A 17,509-nucleotide genomic window follows, 5' to 3' on the forward strand; every position below is an offset into this window, starting at 1 on the left:
CCTCATTTGGGCGTCCTCTCAGGGGCGCTGCGCTGTTGTTTGATGGGTTCAGGATAAGCATTGGACCGATTGCAGAAAACGCTGCGAGGGCGCACAAGACTTGAGAATGGAAATAACAGATGGCCCGACGCGTATGAATATCTGACCTGACGAGGCCAGCAGCAGGGGATAGACAGCCGTGCTGCGACAGGTGCAAATGTAGTGGTCGTCTTGTGAATTAAATTCCAAACAGCTGCGCTTCGTGGTGCGTTTCTGGTCCTTCAAAGTTGCGGCATAGTTGTGAGTACTCACTCCCGAGTCCAGTTGCGTCGGAGACACGAAGATGCAAATCAGAGCTGCTGTTCTAAGACACATGAATACGGCGCCGCCTTACGCCCAGAGCAAGCCGATTGTGATCGAGACCATCGAGCTGGCACCGCCAGGGCCGGGTGAAGTATTGGTGCGTATCCGCGCCGCGGGTCTTTGTCATTCCGATCTGTCGGTGATCAATGGCGACCGCCCTCGGCCGATGCCAATGGCGCTCGGGCATGAGGCCGCAGGTGTGGTCGAAGTCTTGGGTGAAGGGGTCAGCGACCTTGAGCCGGGCGACCATGTGGTCATGGTGTTCATGCCCAGTTGCGGCCATTGCCTGCCCTGCGCCGAAGGTCGTCCGGCCCTCTGTGAGCCAGGCGCGAAAGCCAACGGCGCCGGTACGCTGATCAACGGCTCGGTCCGCTTAAGCAGCCCTGCGGGCCATGTGCATCACCATTTGGGCGTGTCGGCGTTTGCCGAGTACGCAGTTGTTTCGCGCAACTCCGTGGTCAAGATTGACCGCGATTTACCCTTTGTTGAGGCTGCGCTCTTTGGTTGCGCGGTGTTGACGGGGGTCGGTGCGGTGGTCAATACCGCGCAGTTGCGAGTGGGCTCAACGGCGGTGGTGATCGGCCTTGGCGGTGTTGGTCTGGCTTCAGTACTGGGCGCAAGAGCGGCAGGGGCCAGCAAAATCATCGCTGTGGACCTTTCACCCGAGAAGCTCGCGCTGGCCATGGAAGTCGGTGCAACAGCGGTGGTCAACGGTGGCGACCCGGACGCTGTGGAGCAGGTGCGGCAACTGACTGGTGGCGGCGCCGACTATGTTTTCGAAATGGCCGGCTCGATCCGGGCACTCGACAACGCCATGCAGATGACCAAGCGTGGTGGCATGACGGTTACCGCAGGTCTGCCGCCACCTGGGGCGACGTTGCCGGTCAATGTGGTTCAGTTGGTGGGCGAGGAGCGAACGCTCAAGGGCAGTTACATCGGTACCTGTGTGCCGATCCGCGATATCCCCCGGTTTATTGAGCTCTATCGTGACGGTCGCCTGCCGGTAGACCGGCTGCTGAGCGGCAAGCTCAAGCTGGACGATATCAACGAAGGTTTCGACCGCCTGCATGACGGCAGCGCGGTGCGTCAGGTTATTGAATTTTGAGGAGTGACAGCATGGCCGATTCAAACTTCCTTTCGACACTCGACGATCCTTCACTGTTTCGAGAGGCGAACTACATCGATGGTCAGTGGCTGGCCATCGGTGAGGGGCGCAGCATCACCGTCACCAACCCGGCAACCGGTAACGTGCTGGGCCGCGTGCCTTCCCTCGGCACGCCTGAGACGGCGCTGGCAATCGCCGCTGCCAAGCGCGCACAGCCGGCCTGGCGAGCGCTCACTGCCAAAGAGCGTGCGGTAAAACTGCGTCGCCTGTTCGAATTGATGATCACCCACCGCGAAGACCTGGCGCGGATCATGACGGCCGAACAAGGCAAACCGCTGGCCGAGAGCCGTGGCGAAATCACCTATGCAGCGTCGTTCATCGAATGGTTTGCAGAGGAGGGCAAGCGTGTTTATGGCGATACCATCGCCTCCCATTCAACGTCCAGCCGCATCATCGTTCAGAAGGAACCCATTGGGGTCTTCGCGGCGATTACTCCCTGGAATTTCCCGGCGGCGATGATTACCCGCAAGGCTGGGCCAGGTTGGGCGGCCGGTTGTACCGGCGTCCTGCGGCCTGCGAGTCAGACACCCTTTTCGGCCATTGCTATTGCAGTGTTGGCCGAGCGTGCAGGTCTGCCAGCCGGGGTGTGTAATGTGATTACCGGGCCAGGCAGCGAAATCGGAGCCGAGCTGACTTCCAACCCTGACGTGCGCAAGCTGTCCTTCACCGGTAGCACCGAGGTCGGCGCCACGCTATTGGCCCAATGCGCGCCTACAATCAAAAAGACCAGCATGGAACTCGGCGGTAACGCGCCCTTCATCGTATTTGACGATGCCGATCTGGACGCCGCGGTGCAGGGCGCGCTCGCATCCAAGTACCGAAACGCCGGGCAGACCTGTGTGTGCGCTAACCGTCTGCTGGTCCAGGACGGTATCTATGATGCTTTCGCCGCCAAACTGAAAGTCGCGGTCGAAGCCTTGAAGGTGGGTAGCGGTTTTGAGGAGGGCGTGACGATCGGTCCTCTGATTGACGACGCGGCCGTGCGCAAGGCCGAGGAGCATGTCGCCGATGCCATCAAGCGCGGAGCTTCTGTCTTGTTAGGTGGCGAGCGTCATCCATTGGGGGGCAGTTTCTACCGACCGACCATCCTGGTGAACGTGCCAAGGGAGTCGAAGGTATTCCGTGAGGAAACGTTCGGTCCTGTGGCACCGCTGTTCCGTTTCAGTACCGAGGCGCAAGCCATCGAGATGGCCAACGATACCGAGTTCGGTCTGGCTTCGTATTTCTACAGCCGTGACATCGGTCGGATCATGCGAGTGGCGGAGGCGCTTGAATGCGGCATCGTCGGGATCAATGAAGGATTGATATCGACGGAAGTGGCGCCGTTCGGTGGTGTGAAGTCATCGGGACTTGGACGTGAGGGCTCCAAATACGGAATCGAAGACTATCTTGAAATCAAATACCTCTGCCTGGGGGGAATTGACCGCTGATAGCGTGGAGGAGATGGCCGCCAGGCCATCTCTTTTTTATTGATTTAAATAGTTCTGTCCTCTTCAAATAACGCGTCCGCGTTATCACCTCAATAAATAAACGTTTGCTGGCGTCTGTCATTGCTTATCCATTAGTGATCGCGCTTCACAAGGTTTTGGCGTGAAGAGCCTGGTTCGCGCGGTAGAACGTTTGTAGTGTCCGTGATAGAGCGTTCGTTTTTGCTTTTTAGTCAATATTCTTTTCGCATTCATGCGGTTTATCTTCAAGCGGCGGTGCCGGAAAATTGGTCTCTACTTAATGACTATCGAGAACGCCACACATGACGTATTTCAAAAAAACCGTTGCTCTGCTCGCTACGCTGGCAGCCCTTTCTACGTCCTTGGCAACTCATGCGGAAGAGTCAGAAGCCTTTGTCGCGCGTAACAAGTCATTTACTAAATATTCAAGTCAACGTTAAGTCCCTCGTTTCCCATCGCTGTCGGCACTTAAATAAACGAATAGAAGTTTTAATTCGGGGCATTGGATGACATTCATTCAATGGTCACCTGTGGAGAGAACTAAACGTGAACTCGTATACAACGGGGAAGTTTGCAACATCGTCCTCAGTTAAGTTGAAGGTCATCAAAGGTGTCGCTATATCTGCTGTCAGCCTAGCGCTGGTGGCGGCCTTGAGCGGCTGTGATCCGGACAAAGCCAGTAGTGCACCGGTTATACCGAGCGTGACGGTCAGTCAGCCGGTCAAGTCGGTGATCACTGATTGGGACAGTTTTACCGGGCGCTTCGAGGCCACCGACTCGGTGGATGTCCGTTCGCGGGTCAGTGGCTATCTGGAGAAAGTCGCGTTTCAGGATGGCGCGACCGTCAGGAAAGGCGATTTACTGTTTGTGATCGATTCGCGCTCGTTCCAGGCCGCAGTGGTGCAGGCGCAGGGCAAACTGGATCAGGTTCGTTCACAACTGGCGTTGGCCGAGCAGGAGTTTTCCCGGGCCAACGTCCTGATCGAATCCAAGACCATCGCCCGTAGCCTCTACGATCAGCGCTTGCAGGCACGTCAGGCGGCCCAAGCCGAAGTTCTGACTGCCGAAGGTGCATTAACCAATGCCAAGCTGGATCTGGAATTCACCCGGATCACCGCGCCCATGAGCGGGCGCATCAGCCGCAAGCTGATCAGTGAGGGCAACCTGGTCAACGGTGGCAACAGCAGCGCCACGTTGTTGACCACCATCGTGTCGCTGGACCCGATCGATATCTACTTCGATATTGATGAGCAGAGTTATCTCAAATACCGTCGCCAGGCGAGTACTGCCGCCAACCAGAGCCAGGTGCGGATTGCCTTGCCAGGTGAAGCCGAGCCGAGCATGACCGGTCGCGTGGATTTCATCGACAACCGGCTCGACCCGTCCACCGGCACCTTGCGCCAGCGTGCCCGGGTCAGCAATAAAGACCTGCTGTTGAGCCCGGGGCAATTTGGCCGGGTGCAGTTCTCCAGCCACGCGGCTTACCCGGCATTGTTGCTGCCGGACACCGCGATCAGCGTCGACGCAACCCGCAAAGTCGTCTATGTGCTTAACCCGCAGAACAAGGTCGAAATACGGCCCGTCACGCTCGGCAAGCTACATGACGGCCTACGCGAAATCGTCAGTGGCTTGCAGGAGCAGGACCGGGTGATCGTCGATGGCCTGCAGCGCGTGCGAGCGGGTGAAACCGCCACGGCGCAAGAACGCTCAGTGACTCAGCTCGCGAAAGCACCTACGACCAAGGAAGCGCAGCTATGAGCCTGGGGCGCACATCCATCGAACAACCGGTATTGGCGATTGTGCTTTCAATCGTCTTGATGATTATCGGTGGGCTGGCCTATCTGGTCTTGCCGACTTCGGAATATCCGGACATCGCACCACCCACCGTGGTCGTTACCGCGACTTACCCCGGCGCCTCGGCGCAGACCGTGGCCGAGACCTTGGCGATTCCCATCGAGCAGGAGGTCAACGGCGTTGAGGACATGCTCTACATGTACAGCCAGGCGACGTCCGATGGCAGCCTGAACCTGACCGTGACCTTCAAGAGCGGCACCGATGTCGATAAGGCACAGGTGTTGGTGCAGAACCGTGTGGCGCTGGCCACACCGCGCTTGCCAGAACCGGTACAGCGCAGTGGCGTGACGGTGCGCAAGTCGTCGCCGACGCAGTTGTCGACGATCTTCATCTCCTCGCCCAAGGGCACCTACGACCAACTCTACGTCTCGAACTTCGCGATCCGTAACGTCGCGGATGTCCTCAAGCGTATCGACGGGGTAGGCGACATCAACCCGCTGGGTGCACGCGAATACTCGATGCGTATCTGGCTTGATCCGGAGCGTGTTGCGGCCTTCAATCTGACGCCGGCAGACATCATCGCCGCGGTGCGTTCGCAAAACACGCAGGTGGCCGGCGGGGTGATCGCCCAGCCTCCCGTGGCGTCCCAGGCGTTTCAGCCAAACCTGATATTCGAGGGCCGACTGAAAGAGCCGGCCGACTTTGACAACATCGTTCTCAAGTCGGGTACTGCCGGGCGTCTTGTGCGTCTCAAGGATGTCGCGCGCACGGAAATCGCCGGGCTGGCGTACGTCAACAACACCTATTACTTGCGTAACCCGGCTATCGGCTTGCAAGTGCTGCAGCGTCCAGGCGCCAATGCGCTGGCAACGATGAAGGTGGTCGAAGAGACCATGAAAAAAATCGGCAAGGAATTCCCGGAAGGCATCGAATACAGCATCGGTTACAACCCGACAGCGTTTATTGCCGACAGTATCGGTGAGCTGGGCAAGACCATCTACGAGGCGGTCATCCTCGTGGTGCTGGTAATCATGATCTTTTTGCAAGGCTGGCGGCCGTCGATTATTCCGATCCTGGCCATCCCTGTGTCTCTGGTCGGCACCTTCGCAGTCATGGCGATGCTTGGTTACTCGATCAACAACCTGACGCTGTTTGGGTTGGTGTTGGCAGTGGGGATCGTGGTCGACAACGCCATTGTGGTGGTGGAGAACGTCGAGCGACATCTGGCTGATGGCAAGAACCCGCTGGAAGCGACCATCGTGACCATGCAGGAAATCGGCGGTGCGTTGATCGCCATTACCCTGGTGTTGTGTGCGGTGTTTATTCCGACCGCGTTCATTCCGGGTATTTCTGGTCAGTTCTTCCGCCAGTTCGGGATCACGATTGCGGTGGCCACAGCAATCTCGCTGTTCAATTCGGTCACGCTGTCGCCAGCGTTGGCAGCGATGATTCTGCGTCGACACGATCCTGAAGCCCTTCAGGAACCAAAAAAAGGCATCGTTGGTGTGCTCAAGCGCGCAGCCGATGGCTTCAACAGCGGCTTCCTGAAACTCTCTTCAGGCTACGCAGGCAGTGTGCGTGGTCTCGTGGCAAAAACCCCGTTGATGCTGGCGATCTACGCGGTGCTGATTGTTGCGACTGCTTATCTATTGGTGTCGACGCCCAAGGGCTTCATCCCGATTCAGGATCGTGGCTATCTGGTGGTCATCGTACAGCTCCCTGACGGCGCGTCGCTGGAGCGGACCAACGAGATTTCCCAGCAGATCGAGGCGATTGCCCTGGATGTGCCAGGGGTGGATCGAGTACCGACGTTCTCCGGTTTCTCGATGGTGACCGGTACCAGCTCATCGAACTCGGCCGGCCTGGCTCCAGTGTTCCAGCCGTGGTCGGTGCGTAAAGTGCACGGATTGACGTCTGACAAGATCGCTGAAGACTTGCGTGAACGCTTGAAAGTGGTCAGCGGTGCAACGGTCATTGTCGCCACGCCCCCACCGGTTCAAGGATTGGGTAGCACTGGCGGTTTCTCCATGCGTTTGCAGGATACTGCCGGGTTGGGCACCGAAGCATTGGCCAAGGCAACCGACGACCTGATCGCCGCCGCCAACGCTACTCAAGGCATGACCGGCGTTTACTCACCATTCTCGGCCAGGACGCCACAAGTGTTTGTCGAGCTGGACCGCGAGCGCGCTGAAATGCTGGGCGTGCCAAGCAGCCAGATCAACCAGGCTATCGAGACGTACTTTGGCTCGTCCTACATCAACGATTTCAACCTCGTGGGACGTACTTATCGAGTGACGGCGCAGGCGGACTTGCCGTACAGGGTCACGCCGGAGGATCTGTCACGGGTCAAGGTGCGCAACGATGCCGGTCAGATGGTGCCGATTGCCAGCGTGACGCGTCTACATGAGGCGCTGGGTGTGGAGCGATTCCCACGCTACAACCTGTTTCCTACTGCGGAAATCAACGGCGACACATTGCCGGGACTGGGTTCCGAGTTCGGGATCAAAACGATGGAGCGGTTGGCTGACGAGACGCTGCCCCCCGGCATCACCTATCAGTGGACTGATCTGAGTTATCAACAAACCACTGCCGGCAACATGGGCCTGTTGGTGTTCCCGCTGTGTGTGATTTTCGTCTACCTGGTACTGGCGGCACAGTACGGCAGCTGGAGTTTGCCACTGGCGATACTGCTGATTGTGCCGATGTGTCTGCTGGCGGCTGCCGGTGGCGTACGCCTGATGGGGCAGGACATCAATATCCTGACTCAAATCGGTTTTATCGTACTGGTGGGACTGGCGGCGAAGAACGCGATCCTGATCGTCGAAGTGGCAAGGCAGCAGGAGAAAGATGGGCGAGGCATTGTTGACGCGGTCGTCGAGGCGTGTCGCCTTCGTTTGCGACCAATTCTGATGACCTCGTTGGCCTTCGTCCTGGGTGTGTTGCCCTTGGTGATGTCCGAGGGGGCGGGTTCCGAGATGCGTCAGGCAGTCGGTTCAGCGGTGTTCTTCGGAATGATCGGCGTCACGCTGTTCGGTCTGCTGTTCACTCCGGTCTTCTATGTGATGATCCGCCGAATGGCCGGTGGCGAGCATCAGGTACAGCCTCAAACCAACCATTCTGATCAGGGCGTGGTCCATGAATAATTATCTCAGTGTTCCAGGTCTGCTACTTGGGGCGGCGCTTCTGAGCGCCTGCGCCTCCCCGGTCATGCCGCCCACGAGCGACTTTCCGGTCGACAGTTTCGTGAACGCTCAAGCGGCCTTACCCGCCAGCGTGACCGACGATTGGTGGAAGCTTTATCAGGACCCGTTGCTCGACCGTTTGGTGGCGCGCGCCTTGGGAGAAAACCTTGATCTGCAGATTGCGCTGGCGCGGATCGATGCCGCGCGCGCACTGCGCAACATCGCGAGAGCTTCCGGCAGTCCTCAGGTCGATCTGGAGGCGAGTGCGGCTCGTCAGCGGATCTCGGCTGATCAGGCGGGCTTTACTGACTCGCTGATCACTGAACCGACCTCACTGGGATTGAGTGCGGCGTGGGAAATCGATCTATTCGGCCGCATCCGTGAAGGTGAGCGTGCTGCCGACGCGGACCTCAATGCGACCGAAGAAGAGGCGCGTGGTGTGCGTGTAGCGCTAGTCACTGAAGTGGTCCAGGCTTATGCCGAGGCCCGTGGGCTGGAGGAGCGCCTGGCGATCGTCAAACAAAGTGCTGCCAGCCAGACTGAGACCTTGCAACTGACTGAGCAGTTGTATGCGGCAGGGGATAGTCCAGAAGCGGATTTGCTTCGTGCACGCTCTCAGTCCGATTCCACCGCCGCCCAAGTGCCAGCGCTGCAACTGAACTGGCAACGTTCACTGCATCGCTTGTCGGTGCTGCTTGCCGAGCCGACCGAGACGCTTTATCAGCAGTTCAAGCAGAGCTCGGCGAACGTCTCGACGGTGTCGTTGCTGGAGGCCGGTACGCCTGCGGATCTGTTGCGTCGACGTCCTGACATACGCGCCGCCGAGGCTCGCTTGATTGCGGCCTATGCGCGAGTGGGTGTGGCCAAGGCGGACTTGTTGCCACGCTTGAGCCTGTCGGCGGCGCTGGGGTCTTTGATGGATGGTGTGAGCGCAGCCAATCTGGCCAGTTCGACGTTCTGGCTGGCCGGGTTGAATGCCAGCGTGCCGATGTTTGACGGTGGTCGCCGGCGTAATGTGGTTGATCTTCGGGATGCCGAGGCACGGCAGGCGTTGCTGAATTATCGACGCACCGTGCTGACGGCCGTTTCCGAGGTAGAGTCAGCCCTGGCTGCTTCGCAACGCAATGTCGAACGTCAGACTTTGCTGGCCAGTGCGGCCAGTCAGGCCAGCGCTGCTACCGCGCAGATCCAGCGCGCCTGGCAGGCTGGGGAAACACCATTTCTGGATGTGTTGCAGGCGCAGCGGGTGCAACTGGCGGCGCAGAATGCGCTGTCTCAGGTCAAGACCGCCCAGTGGCAGAATCAGGCGGTGTTAGTAAACGCATTGGGAGGTTAGGTCTGTAGGAGATAGACCGTGGCAGCTGCCGCGATCACTTCAAATCGGTATTCTGTAGCTACAACCATCATCGTTGCACTATCTGAGTACTGCCCCTTGAAGAGTCGCGCGTTACTGATTGGTGTGGACATGGGTACGTCCAGCACTCGGGTCGTTATCGTTGACGAAAACGGTTCCCGACGAGCAGCTGCCAGTCACCCTAGCCGTCTGCTGAACCCGGCACGTCAGGTTTTCAAGCAGGAGCCCGAGGAGATGTACGCCTCGGTATTGCGGGCAATCAAAGATGCGCTGAGTCAGGTTGAGACGCCTCCTGCGGTGATCGCCGGTGTAGCGATATGTGGGCAGATGGCTGGCATTTCCACGGTGGGACGTCATTGGGAAGCGACCACTCCCTATGACTCCTGGCTGGATCTGCGTTGCGCCCCTCAAGTTGACCAACTCAAGGAGTATGAGCAGCTTATCCTGGAGTGTTCGGGCGGCCCGGTTACTGCCAATCATGCAGCGAAATGGCTGTACTGGCGCGATCAGCACCCTGAGATCTATCGCAGGATCAATAAGATCATTATGCCGGCCGCCTACGTGGCGGGACGTATGGCAGCGTTGAGTAGTGACGACGCATTCATGGATTACACCTACCTGGGTTCCAACAGTTTTTCCGATAGCCAAGCGTTAGATTGGAATCACTCGCTGCTGTCGGAGTTCCGCCTCGACGCCGATCTTCTACCGCGTTTGGTCAAACCTTGGGATGTCATCGGAGCGGTATCGCAGAGTACGGCCGCGGCTTGCGGGCTGCTGGCCGGTACGCCGATATTTGCTGGCTGTGGCGATATTGCAGCGTCGATGCTTGGGGCTGCAGCCTTCAAAACCGGACAGTTGCTCGACATCGCCGGCACCGGCTCGGTGCTGGCGACGGTGATGGAGGAGTTTGTCGTCGATACCCATCACAAAACCCTGACGACCTTCAGGCATTGCCTGCCGGAGCTGTTTTATAGCGCCGCCTATGTCGGTGGTGGAGGAATGAATTTCAATTGGCTTGGGCTGGCCAACGACGATTTCAGCAAGCTTGATGCATTAGTCGGCGCGCCCTTGTCTGATCGTAACAAGCTGTTATTTCTGCCGCACCTGGGCGGCAGCCATGCACCCTTTGACGCGGCGATGTCCGGCGCTTTTGTTGGGCTCGACTGGAGGCACGACAAATCCGATCGGTGTCGAGCAATGATGGAATCAATTGCCTACGAGTACGCGCGCTTTCTGCAGTGCATTAACGACATGCAGGTGTCGGTCGACGAGAGCAGTCTGCTGGGGGTGGGAGGCGGGGCAAACAGTCAGTTGTTCAATCAGATCAAGGCCGATGTGTTGGGATTGACTTACCATCAGCGCCCGGTAGCCGAGTATGGAGCGATGGGCGCTGCCTTGCTTGCGGGCCGAGGTGCCGGCGTGTTGCCTGATTTGCAGAAGGCGGCTGAACAGTGGCAGGAACCGATCGTCAACAACGCGCTACCGGACCCGCTCAAAGGGAAGTTTTATGCAGGCATGCGCAAGGCTTATGAGCAAATGCGCAGCAACCTGACACCGGTATTTCTCGAATTGCAGTCCGTCTCTCTACACTGATGCCAACTGTCTGCGAGCGGGTGGTGCGAGGATGTGCTTGACCGGTGTGTCCAGGTTCTTGAAGTAATGCACGGCAAAGTCGACGAACAATTTGACACGTCGAGGCAGCTTCTTGCCGCCCTCGGTGAGCAGGTGGAATTCGGTGGTTGGGCACTGATAGTTCTCTAGCAACGGAATCAGTCTGTTTGACTGAATGTCTTCGGCGACCTCCCAGGCTGATTTCCAGATAATCCCCAGGCCTTGAACGGCCCATTGGCGCAGGGTGAAGCCGTCGTTGGCGAGGCGGTTGCCCTTCACTTGGACTGTGGTGGCTGCGCCTTTGTCGAGGAAACGCCAGCGATCGAGCGCAAGGTCGGCACGCAGTTGTACCAAACAGTTGTGCCCGTGCAGGTCCTCGGGTAGCAACGGTGCGCCAAACCTGTCCAGATACAACGGCGAACAGCAGACTACCTGCCGATCAAAACCCAGGGAGCGGGCGATCAGTGAACTGTCAGGAAGGTCGCCAAAACGGATAGCGATGTCCGATCCTGATTCGACGAAGTCGAGAATCCTGTCGGTGAAAAACAAACGAATGCTGACATTGGGGTTTTCGCTAATAAAGGCGTCCACTAGTTGGCTAATCCACTGTCGACCCAGGTCGGTAGGGCAGGTGAGGCCAATGGTTCCCAAGAGATCGCTGTGACCGCTCTTGATGATGCTGTCCAGAGCATCGACTTCCTCGAGAATCTTCAGCGCATTCTCGAAGAGTAACTGTCCTTCAGGGGTAGGGCTCAGGCAGCGGGTGTTACGCTTGAGCAGGCGCAAACCGTAGAAGTCTTCCATTGCCTTAAGTCTGCCGCTCATGGCAGCGGGCGATAAACCCATTTGCCGACCGGCAGTAGAAAGTGAGCCTGTTTGCACTACCAGGCGGAACAGCCGCATGTCCTGTAGTCGATCAACCATAGCCAATTCATCTCCTGGACGGTGTGTCTTATTGTTCGAAAATTATCAGCTTTTAATTCGACAATTACTACGCTGCTGAAAGGGTGCGGGGTTTCATGAGAGTTACGGGGACGGCGTGGGGGGCAGGTGTTGCAGGCATCTGTGAATGTATTTCAACCCCATTGTTTGTTGATTTCACCTTTCGAAGTAGGTGAAAGGTCAATTCTTGAAAGTTGAATAGAAAACAGTCGTGGATTGTTAATAATGAATGCTCGTGCTTGGGACCAAATATAAGAAAGAGGGTTTATGTATGCGTGCGAATATTCTAGAGGTGGCCTACTCGGCTGACGTGGTCGCAGAGTTCAAGTCGGCCATGGGGCGCTTTGCTGCGTCTATTACCCTGGTCACCACTGTCGATGACCAAGGCTACCCGCATGGGCTGGCAGCGACGGCTTTTTCTTCAGTCTCCATGGACCCCGCATCGGCGCTGATCTGTGTAAACAGAAACGCGAGCGCCTCCCCGATAATCAAGCGTTCCGGTTTATTCTGCGTGAACATGTTGCAAAGCCAGCATGAACCCATCTGCAGGATTTTCAGTCAGTCTGACTTGCGGGATAAGCGGTTTATCGAAGGTGAATGGAAGACAGGCGTTCGCGGTATTTGTTATTTGGCCGATGCCCAGGCTTCGATTATTTGCGAGGTGGTCCAGGAAATCGAGCACGGCACCCATACGGTGTTTATTGGCAATGTCATTGATGTCATTACCCAGCCATTGGAACAACCACTGATGTATATGGGCGGGCGGTATAGGGAGTTGCGCGGCTAGTCATGGGTGAAGCTGAGTGTTCGAAATAATAATAATGAGATAGTCGGTGGTGTCGGTATGAATAATCAGGTGTTGGTTAAAGCAAAGACTGCGGGTGGGCTTCCCAACTGGGTTGGCCTCGATACCAGTGTCATCGGACCTATCGCCGGGCTGCTATTGCTCTGCGCCGTATTGACCGCCTTTACCGAGAACTTCATGAGCTTGAGCAATCTGCTCAATGTAATGGATCAGGTCACGGTGCTTGGGATCATGGCCTTGGGCATGACCCTGGTCATCTTGATTGGTGGCATCGACTTGTCGGTGGGCGCGGTGTTGGCGTTGGCCATCATGGTCATGAGCTGGCTGGAGCTGGTGCTCGGTGTACCGATGTGGCTGGCAATGCTCGGTGCCATTGCCGCCGGTGCGATTTGTGGTGGCACGACCGCGCTATTGGTGGTCAGGGCCGGGTTGCCATCCTTCATTGCCACCCTGGCGATGATGTCGGTTGCCCGTGGGCTGGCTTACATGGTCACTGACGGTGCTCAGGTCAGTGGGTTCCCGGAATGGTTCAGCAATCTCTCAGTGATCCGATATGGCGGCGTCCTGTCGCTCACCGTCACTTGCTTCGTGCTGCTGGCGCTAGGGTTCTGGTTCGCTCTTAAGTTTACGGTGTCAGGTCGCAGCCTCTACGCCATTGGCGGCAGCAGCAAAGTCGCCAAACTGGCGGGGATACGGGTCAAGGCCTACACCAGCGCGGTCTACATCATCTGCGGTATCTGCGCGGCAGTCGGCGGCATCATTACCACCTCTCGACTGGACACCGCCGGTGCGGGTGCAGGTGTCGGTTATGAGCTTGATGTAATCGCTGCGGTAGTGATAGGCGGCGGCAGCCTTAAGGGTGGAGCCGGCAGTGTGGTCGGTACTATCGTCGGGGTGCTGATCATCGGGGTTCTGCGCAATGGATTGAATCTGGCGGGTATCTCACCCTTCGTTCAGCAGGTGGTGATTGGTGCCGTCATTGCCTTCGCCGTAATGCTGGATCAGCTCAAGCGCAAGGGCGATTGAATTCGGACTGTTTGATTGATGGGCAACCGTCGTACGCGACCTGTTGCTGATGCTCCCTCGACCCATAACAAAAAGGAAAAAATATGAACCGGTGCGTTTTTCTGGCGCGTTATCTATGGCTGGCGTTGCTCGGTTGCCTGCTCTCGGCAGGTGTACAAGCGCAGAGCAAAGCGGTCGATGAAATCACCGTCGGGATGTCGATCCCAAGTCTTCAGTGGGTGTTTTATTTGATGGTCCGCGATGGCGTGATGGAGCAGGCCAAAGCGTTGGGCATCAAGAAAGTGTTGGTTTCTGACGCTCAGGCAGATCCGGCGCGGCAGGTCAGTCAGATTCAAGACATGCTCAGTAAAGGCATCGATGTGCTGTTGTACACCGCCACGGGTAGTGCCGCTTCAGCTGTGCCAGTGAGGCTCGCGCGTCAGCAGGGAGTGCCCGTGATATGCGTCGATAATTTCCCGAAAAACGTTGAATGTGACGCCTACATATCGACCGATAACCTGGCGGCAGCCGGAGAGTTGGCTCGGCAAATGATTCAATTAACCGGAGGCAAGGCGCAAATCGGTCTGCTCCAGGGGACCCTGGGTGACTCCACGGAAATAGCTCGGGCCAAGGGTCTGGATGCAGTGCTTTCTCAAGCCGCGGGAATGAAGATTGTCGACCAAAAACCCACTGACTGGCTGCAAGACAACGGCTTCAAGGTGGCCCAGGACATGTTGCAGAAGAATCCAAACATCAATGTATTTATCGGTCGTTCGGATGCTCCAGCCCTCGGTGCGGTCCAAGCGGTCAAGGTTGCCAACATTGACCATAAAGTGTGGGTCTTCGGGTATGACGGTTTGCCCTCGGCCTTGGAGGCCATTCGCGACGGTAAGCTGGACATGACCATCACTCAGCAGGCGATGGAGATGGGCCGCACCGCATTACGTACTGCAGTGGACCTTCAAGAGGGCAAGCAGGTTACGAAGGTTCAGTTGCTTCCGGCCTTTGTCACTACCCGCGACAACGTGGCCGCTTTTCTTGAAAAGCACCCGTGAGCTGCTGAAGGAGAGTTCGTCATGCACGCGATTGAGGCCTCAGGCCATGCTGTTCAAATGCCGTTGTTCAGGGCCAGTAACATTGGCAAATCGTTCAATTCAGTCAAGGTTCTGGAAGATATCAGCCTTGATATCGGTTACGGAGAGGTAGTTGCCCTGCTGGGGGAGAACGGGGCGGGCAAGTCAACATTCTCTTCCATCGTGGCCGGCGCACTGGCTCCGTCCAAGGGCACCATGTTTCTCGCAGGCCGACCCTATTCGCCATCCGGGTCTGGAGAGGCAATGGGTCTGGGAGTCAATATGATTCATCAGGAGATCCACCTGCTACCCGATCTCAGCGTGGCGGAGAATGTGTTTCTTGGGCATCTGCCGACCCGCGGTGCATTGATCGATCGCAAGCATATGTATCGGGAGACCGAGAAGTTGCTGCAACGCTTGGGCTTAAATATTTCTCCAGATACCCCGGTCCGGAAATTGAAGATCGCCGCACAACAACTGGTGGAAATCGCCAGGGCCCTGACCCTTGATTCTCGCTTGTTGATTCTCGATGAGCCGACTGCAGCCTTGGGCAAGGAAGAGACTGACCTGCTGTTCAAGCAGATTGAGGAACTGAAGCGTCAGGGTGTGTCGTTTATTTACATCAGCCATCGGATGGACGAGATCGCCCGGATCGCAGACAAGGTGGTTGTCATGCGTGACGGCCATCTTGTTGCCCGCCATGAAAGCGGCGCTGCAGATGTCGGTCTGTTGGTGTCGCAGATGGTTGGTCGCCCGATCGACCGGCTGTTCCCGGTACCTCCGACACCCAGAGACGAAGTGGTTCTAAAGGTACAGAACCTGTCGGACAAGGCTGGGCGCTTTCATGACATTTCTTTCTCGGTCAACGCGGGGGAAGTGTTTGGTATCGCCGGCATCGTCGGTGCCGGACGTTCTGAAGTGGTTCAGGCGATTGCTGGGTTGAGCGCTCTGAGTCAGGGCCAAGTGCTGCTCGGCGATCAACGATTGCCAGGCAATAACGTACTGGCAGCTATCGATGCCGGGGTGGTGCTGATTCCGGAGGATCGCAAGTCCGAAGGCGTGGTGCTGAGCCAGACCATTGCCGAGAACCTGGCCTACTGCAATCTGGACACCCTGAGTTCATGCGGAGTCATGACCCATCAGCGCGTCCAGGCATTTGCCAATGAGTGTATTGCCGCGTTGGGTATCAAGGGGCATGCACAGCAACTGCTCGACAAGCTGTCAGGTGGTAACCAGCAAAAGGTCGTGATCGCCAAATGGATTGCTCGCAATCCGAAGGTCATCATTCTGGATGAGCCGACCCGAGGTATCGATATGGGCGCTCGAGCGGCGATCTACGAGTTGATTATCGGTCTGGCAGAAACCGGCGTTTCGGTGATTGTGGTGAGCTCGGATCTGGAAGAAGTCATTGGGTTGTCTCATCGGGTGATGGTCATGGCGCGAGGGTGCTCCCAAGGCATTCTTCAGGGCAAAGAAATAGATCCGGATAACATCATGACCCTGGCCACCGCCTGATAGTTGTTATGCACCCCCAGTAAGCCCTGATTTTTAAATTATTGATTGAACGTTGCCATCGGTAGCGCAGGTCTCTGCACGTCTGCAAAACCGCTGCCCGTCCTAAAAACACCGCGCCGAGAATGCAACTTCGCAGTCGCGGTCACTGAGCACCTCAGGAGAACACCATGAAACTTGGCATGTTTATGCAGCCACTACATCACAAAGGCTGGGACTATCACGAGATGTACGACCAGGATATTGCCTGTGCCGTACATGCCGACAACGTAGGTTTCGATGAGCTTTGGGTAGGGGAACACACCTCACAACGCACCGAGCCGATTACCAACTCGCTGCAGTTTCTTTCCAGTTTGATACCCCTGACCCGGCGCATGAAGTTGTGCACGGGGGTACTGAATTTGCCTCATCACTTCCCGGCGCGAATTGCCGCTGATGCTGCGATGTTCGATCACATGGCCAAGGGGCGCTTCATCATGGGCATTGGCCCGGGTGGGCTGGCATCGGACTTCGAGGTGTACGGCAGCAACGGTAAGGACCGCGGACAGATGATGGTCGAGTGCTACGAAATGATTCGGGCCATCTGGAATTCCAGCGCACCTTATGATTTCTCGTCCGAGCACTACCAGGTCAGTCTCAAAGACTCGGTGCACCACGAGTTGGAAATAGGTTACATGCCAACCCCGTTTCAGAAGCCTTTTCCGCGGGTGGCAACGACGGCCATGAGTCCGTTTTCGGGCACTGCGAAACTGGCCGGAGCCAAGGACTGGGATCTGATGTCTGCCAATTTCAACCCTACCGCTACCGTAGCCTCCCACTGGCAGGCTTACTGTCAGGGGGCGGAAGGTGCCGGCATCAAACCTGATGCCGCTAATTGGCGGGTGGCGCGCTCGGTGTTCGTTGCTGACTCTCAAGCCCAGGCCGAGGACTATCTGGCACAGGAAAGCTGCACCCTGCGGCGCTACTTCGATTACATGATCGATAACCTGGCGACCAATAACTACACCAAGATCTTTAAGACCCGTGCGGATATGACTGACGCGCAAGTGACGGTCGACCACTGCATCAAAGAGATGGTGATTTACGGCGATGTGAACTCGGTGACGGAGCAACTCGTCGCTTTCAGCGAACAGACCGGACCCTTTGGCACGTTGATGACCACCTTCCATGAGTGGGATGACGAAGCGCTCTGGCGGCGTTCGATGGAGCTGACCGCGCAGCACGTCATGCCGCGCCTTAACGACTACATGACCCCGCGCTTGAAAGCGCAATGACA

Annotated in this window: 12 protein-coding genes; 11 read left to right on the forward strand and 1 reads right to left on the reverse strand. The window is 57.2% G+C overall.

The genetic code is table 11. The features are described from left to right. Positions 1-322: 322 nt before the first annotated feature. From ACF0H7_RS12740 to ACF0H7_RS12765, 6 genes are all read left to right on the forward strand, one after another. Positions 323-1,447: a zinc-dependent alcohol dehydrogenase family protein gene (locus ACF0H7_RS12740; RefSeq protein ID WP_397453107.1), complete on the forward strand. Its 1,125-nt coding sequence runs from the start codon at positions 323-325 to the stop codon at positions 1,445-1,447. Positions 1,448-1,458: 11 nt separating this feature from the next. Continuing rightward, entirely contained in the window at positions 1,459-2,937 is a 1,479-nt protein-coding gene (gene gabD / locus ACF0H7_RS12745) for an NADP-dependent succinate-semialdehyde dehydrogenase (protein WP_397453108.1), read from the forward strand. 660 nt (positions 2,938-3,597) lie between these two features. Beyond that, positions 3,598-4,713: an efflux RND transporter periplasmic adaptor subunit gene (locus tag ACF0H7_RS12750; RefSeq protein ID WP_397453886.1), complete on the forward strand. Its 1,116-nt coding sequence runs from the start codon at positions 3,598-3,600 to the stop codon at positions 4,711-4,713. Next, positions 4,710-7,892, forward strand: a complete 3,183-nt coding sequence (locus tag ACF0H7_RS12755; protein WP_397453109.1) for an efflux RND transporter permease subunit — start codon at positions 4,710-4,712, stop codon at positions 7,890-7,892. The genes ACF0H7_RS12750 and ACF0H7_RS12755 overlap by 4 nt, the downstream gene beginning before the upstream one ends. Continuing rightward, entirely contained in the window at positions 7,885-9,267 is a 1,383-nt protein-coding gene (locus ACF0H7_RS12760) for an efflux transporter outer membrane subunit (protein WP_397453110.1), read from the forward strand. The genes ACF0H7_RS12755 and ACF0H7_RS12760 overlap by 8 nt, the downstream gene beginning before the upstream one ends. A gap of 18 nt (positions 9,268-9,285) precedes the next feature. Beyond that, complete coding sequence (locus tag ACF0H7_RS12765; protein WP_397453111.1) at positions 9,286-10,878, forward strand: FGGY-family carbohydrate kinase; 1,593 nt, start codon at positions 9,286-9,288, stop codon at positions 10,876-10,878. On the opposite strand, the gene ACF0H7_RS12770 is transcribed toward ACF0H7_RS12765, so the two are convergent. Next, complete coding sequence (locus ACF0H7_RS12770; RefSeq protein WP_397453112.1) at positions 10,870-11,820, reverse strand: LysR family transcriptional regulator; 951 nt, start codon at positions 11,818-11,820, stop codon at positions 10,870-10,872. The two genes, ACF0H7_RS12765 and ACF0H7_RS12770, sit on opposite strands and share 9 nt — an antisense overlap. A 289-nt stretch (positions 11,821-12,109) precedes the next feature. Between ACF0H7_RS12770 and ACF0H7_RS12775 the strand changes: the two genes are divergently transcribed. The 5 genes from ACF0H7_RS12775 to ACF0H7_RS12795 all read left to right on the forward strand — a co-directional run bounded on the left by ACF0H7_RS12775 (position 12,110) and on the right by ACF0H7_RS12795 (position 17,507). Further along, positions 12,110-12,625 (forward strand): flavin reductase family protein, encoded by a 516-nt coding sequence (locus ACF0H7_RS12775; protein ID WP_397453113.1) that lies wholly within the window; start codon positions 12,110-12,112, stop codon positions 12,623-12,625. A gap of 57 nt (positions 12,626-12,682) precedes the next feature. Next, entirely contained in the window at positions 12,683-13,669 is a 987-nt protein-coding gene (locus ACF0H7_RS12780) for an ABC transporter permease (protein ID WP_397453114.1), read from the forward strand. Between the two features lie 83 nt (positions 13,670-13,752). Further along, a complete protein-coding gene (locus ACF0H7_RS12785; protein ID WP_397453115.1) occupies positions 13,753-14,703 on the forward strand; it encodes a sugar ABC transporter substrate-binding protein in 951 nt (316 codons plus the stop codon). A gap of 21 nt (positions 14,704-14,724) precedes the next feature. Then, positions 14,725-16,236, forward strand: a complete 1,512-nt coding sequence (locus ACF0H7_RS12790; RefSeq protein WP_397453116.1) for a sugar ABC transporter ATP-binding protein — start codon at positions 14,725-14,727, stop codon at positions 16,234-16,236. Between the two features lie 167 nt (positions 16,237-16,403). Beyond that, a complete protein-coding gene (locus ACF0H7_RS12795; RefSeq protein ID WP_397453117.1) occupies positions 16,404-17,507 on the forward strand; it encodes an LLM class flavin-dependent oxidoreductase in 1,104 nt (367 codons plus the stop codon). The last annotated feature ends 2 nt before the right edge of the window (positions 17,508-17,509 follow it).

This window comes from Pseudomonas sp. NA-150 (genome assembly GCF_044336365.1).
Classification (GTDB): Bacteria; Pseudomonadota; Gammaproteobacteria; order Pseudomonadales; family Pseudomonadaceae; genus Aquipseudomonas.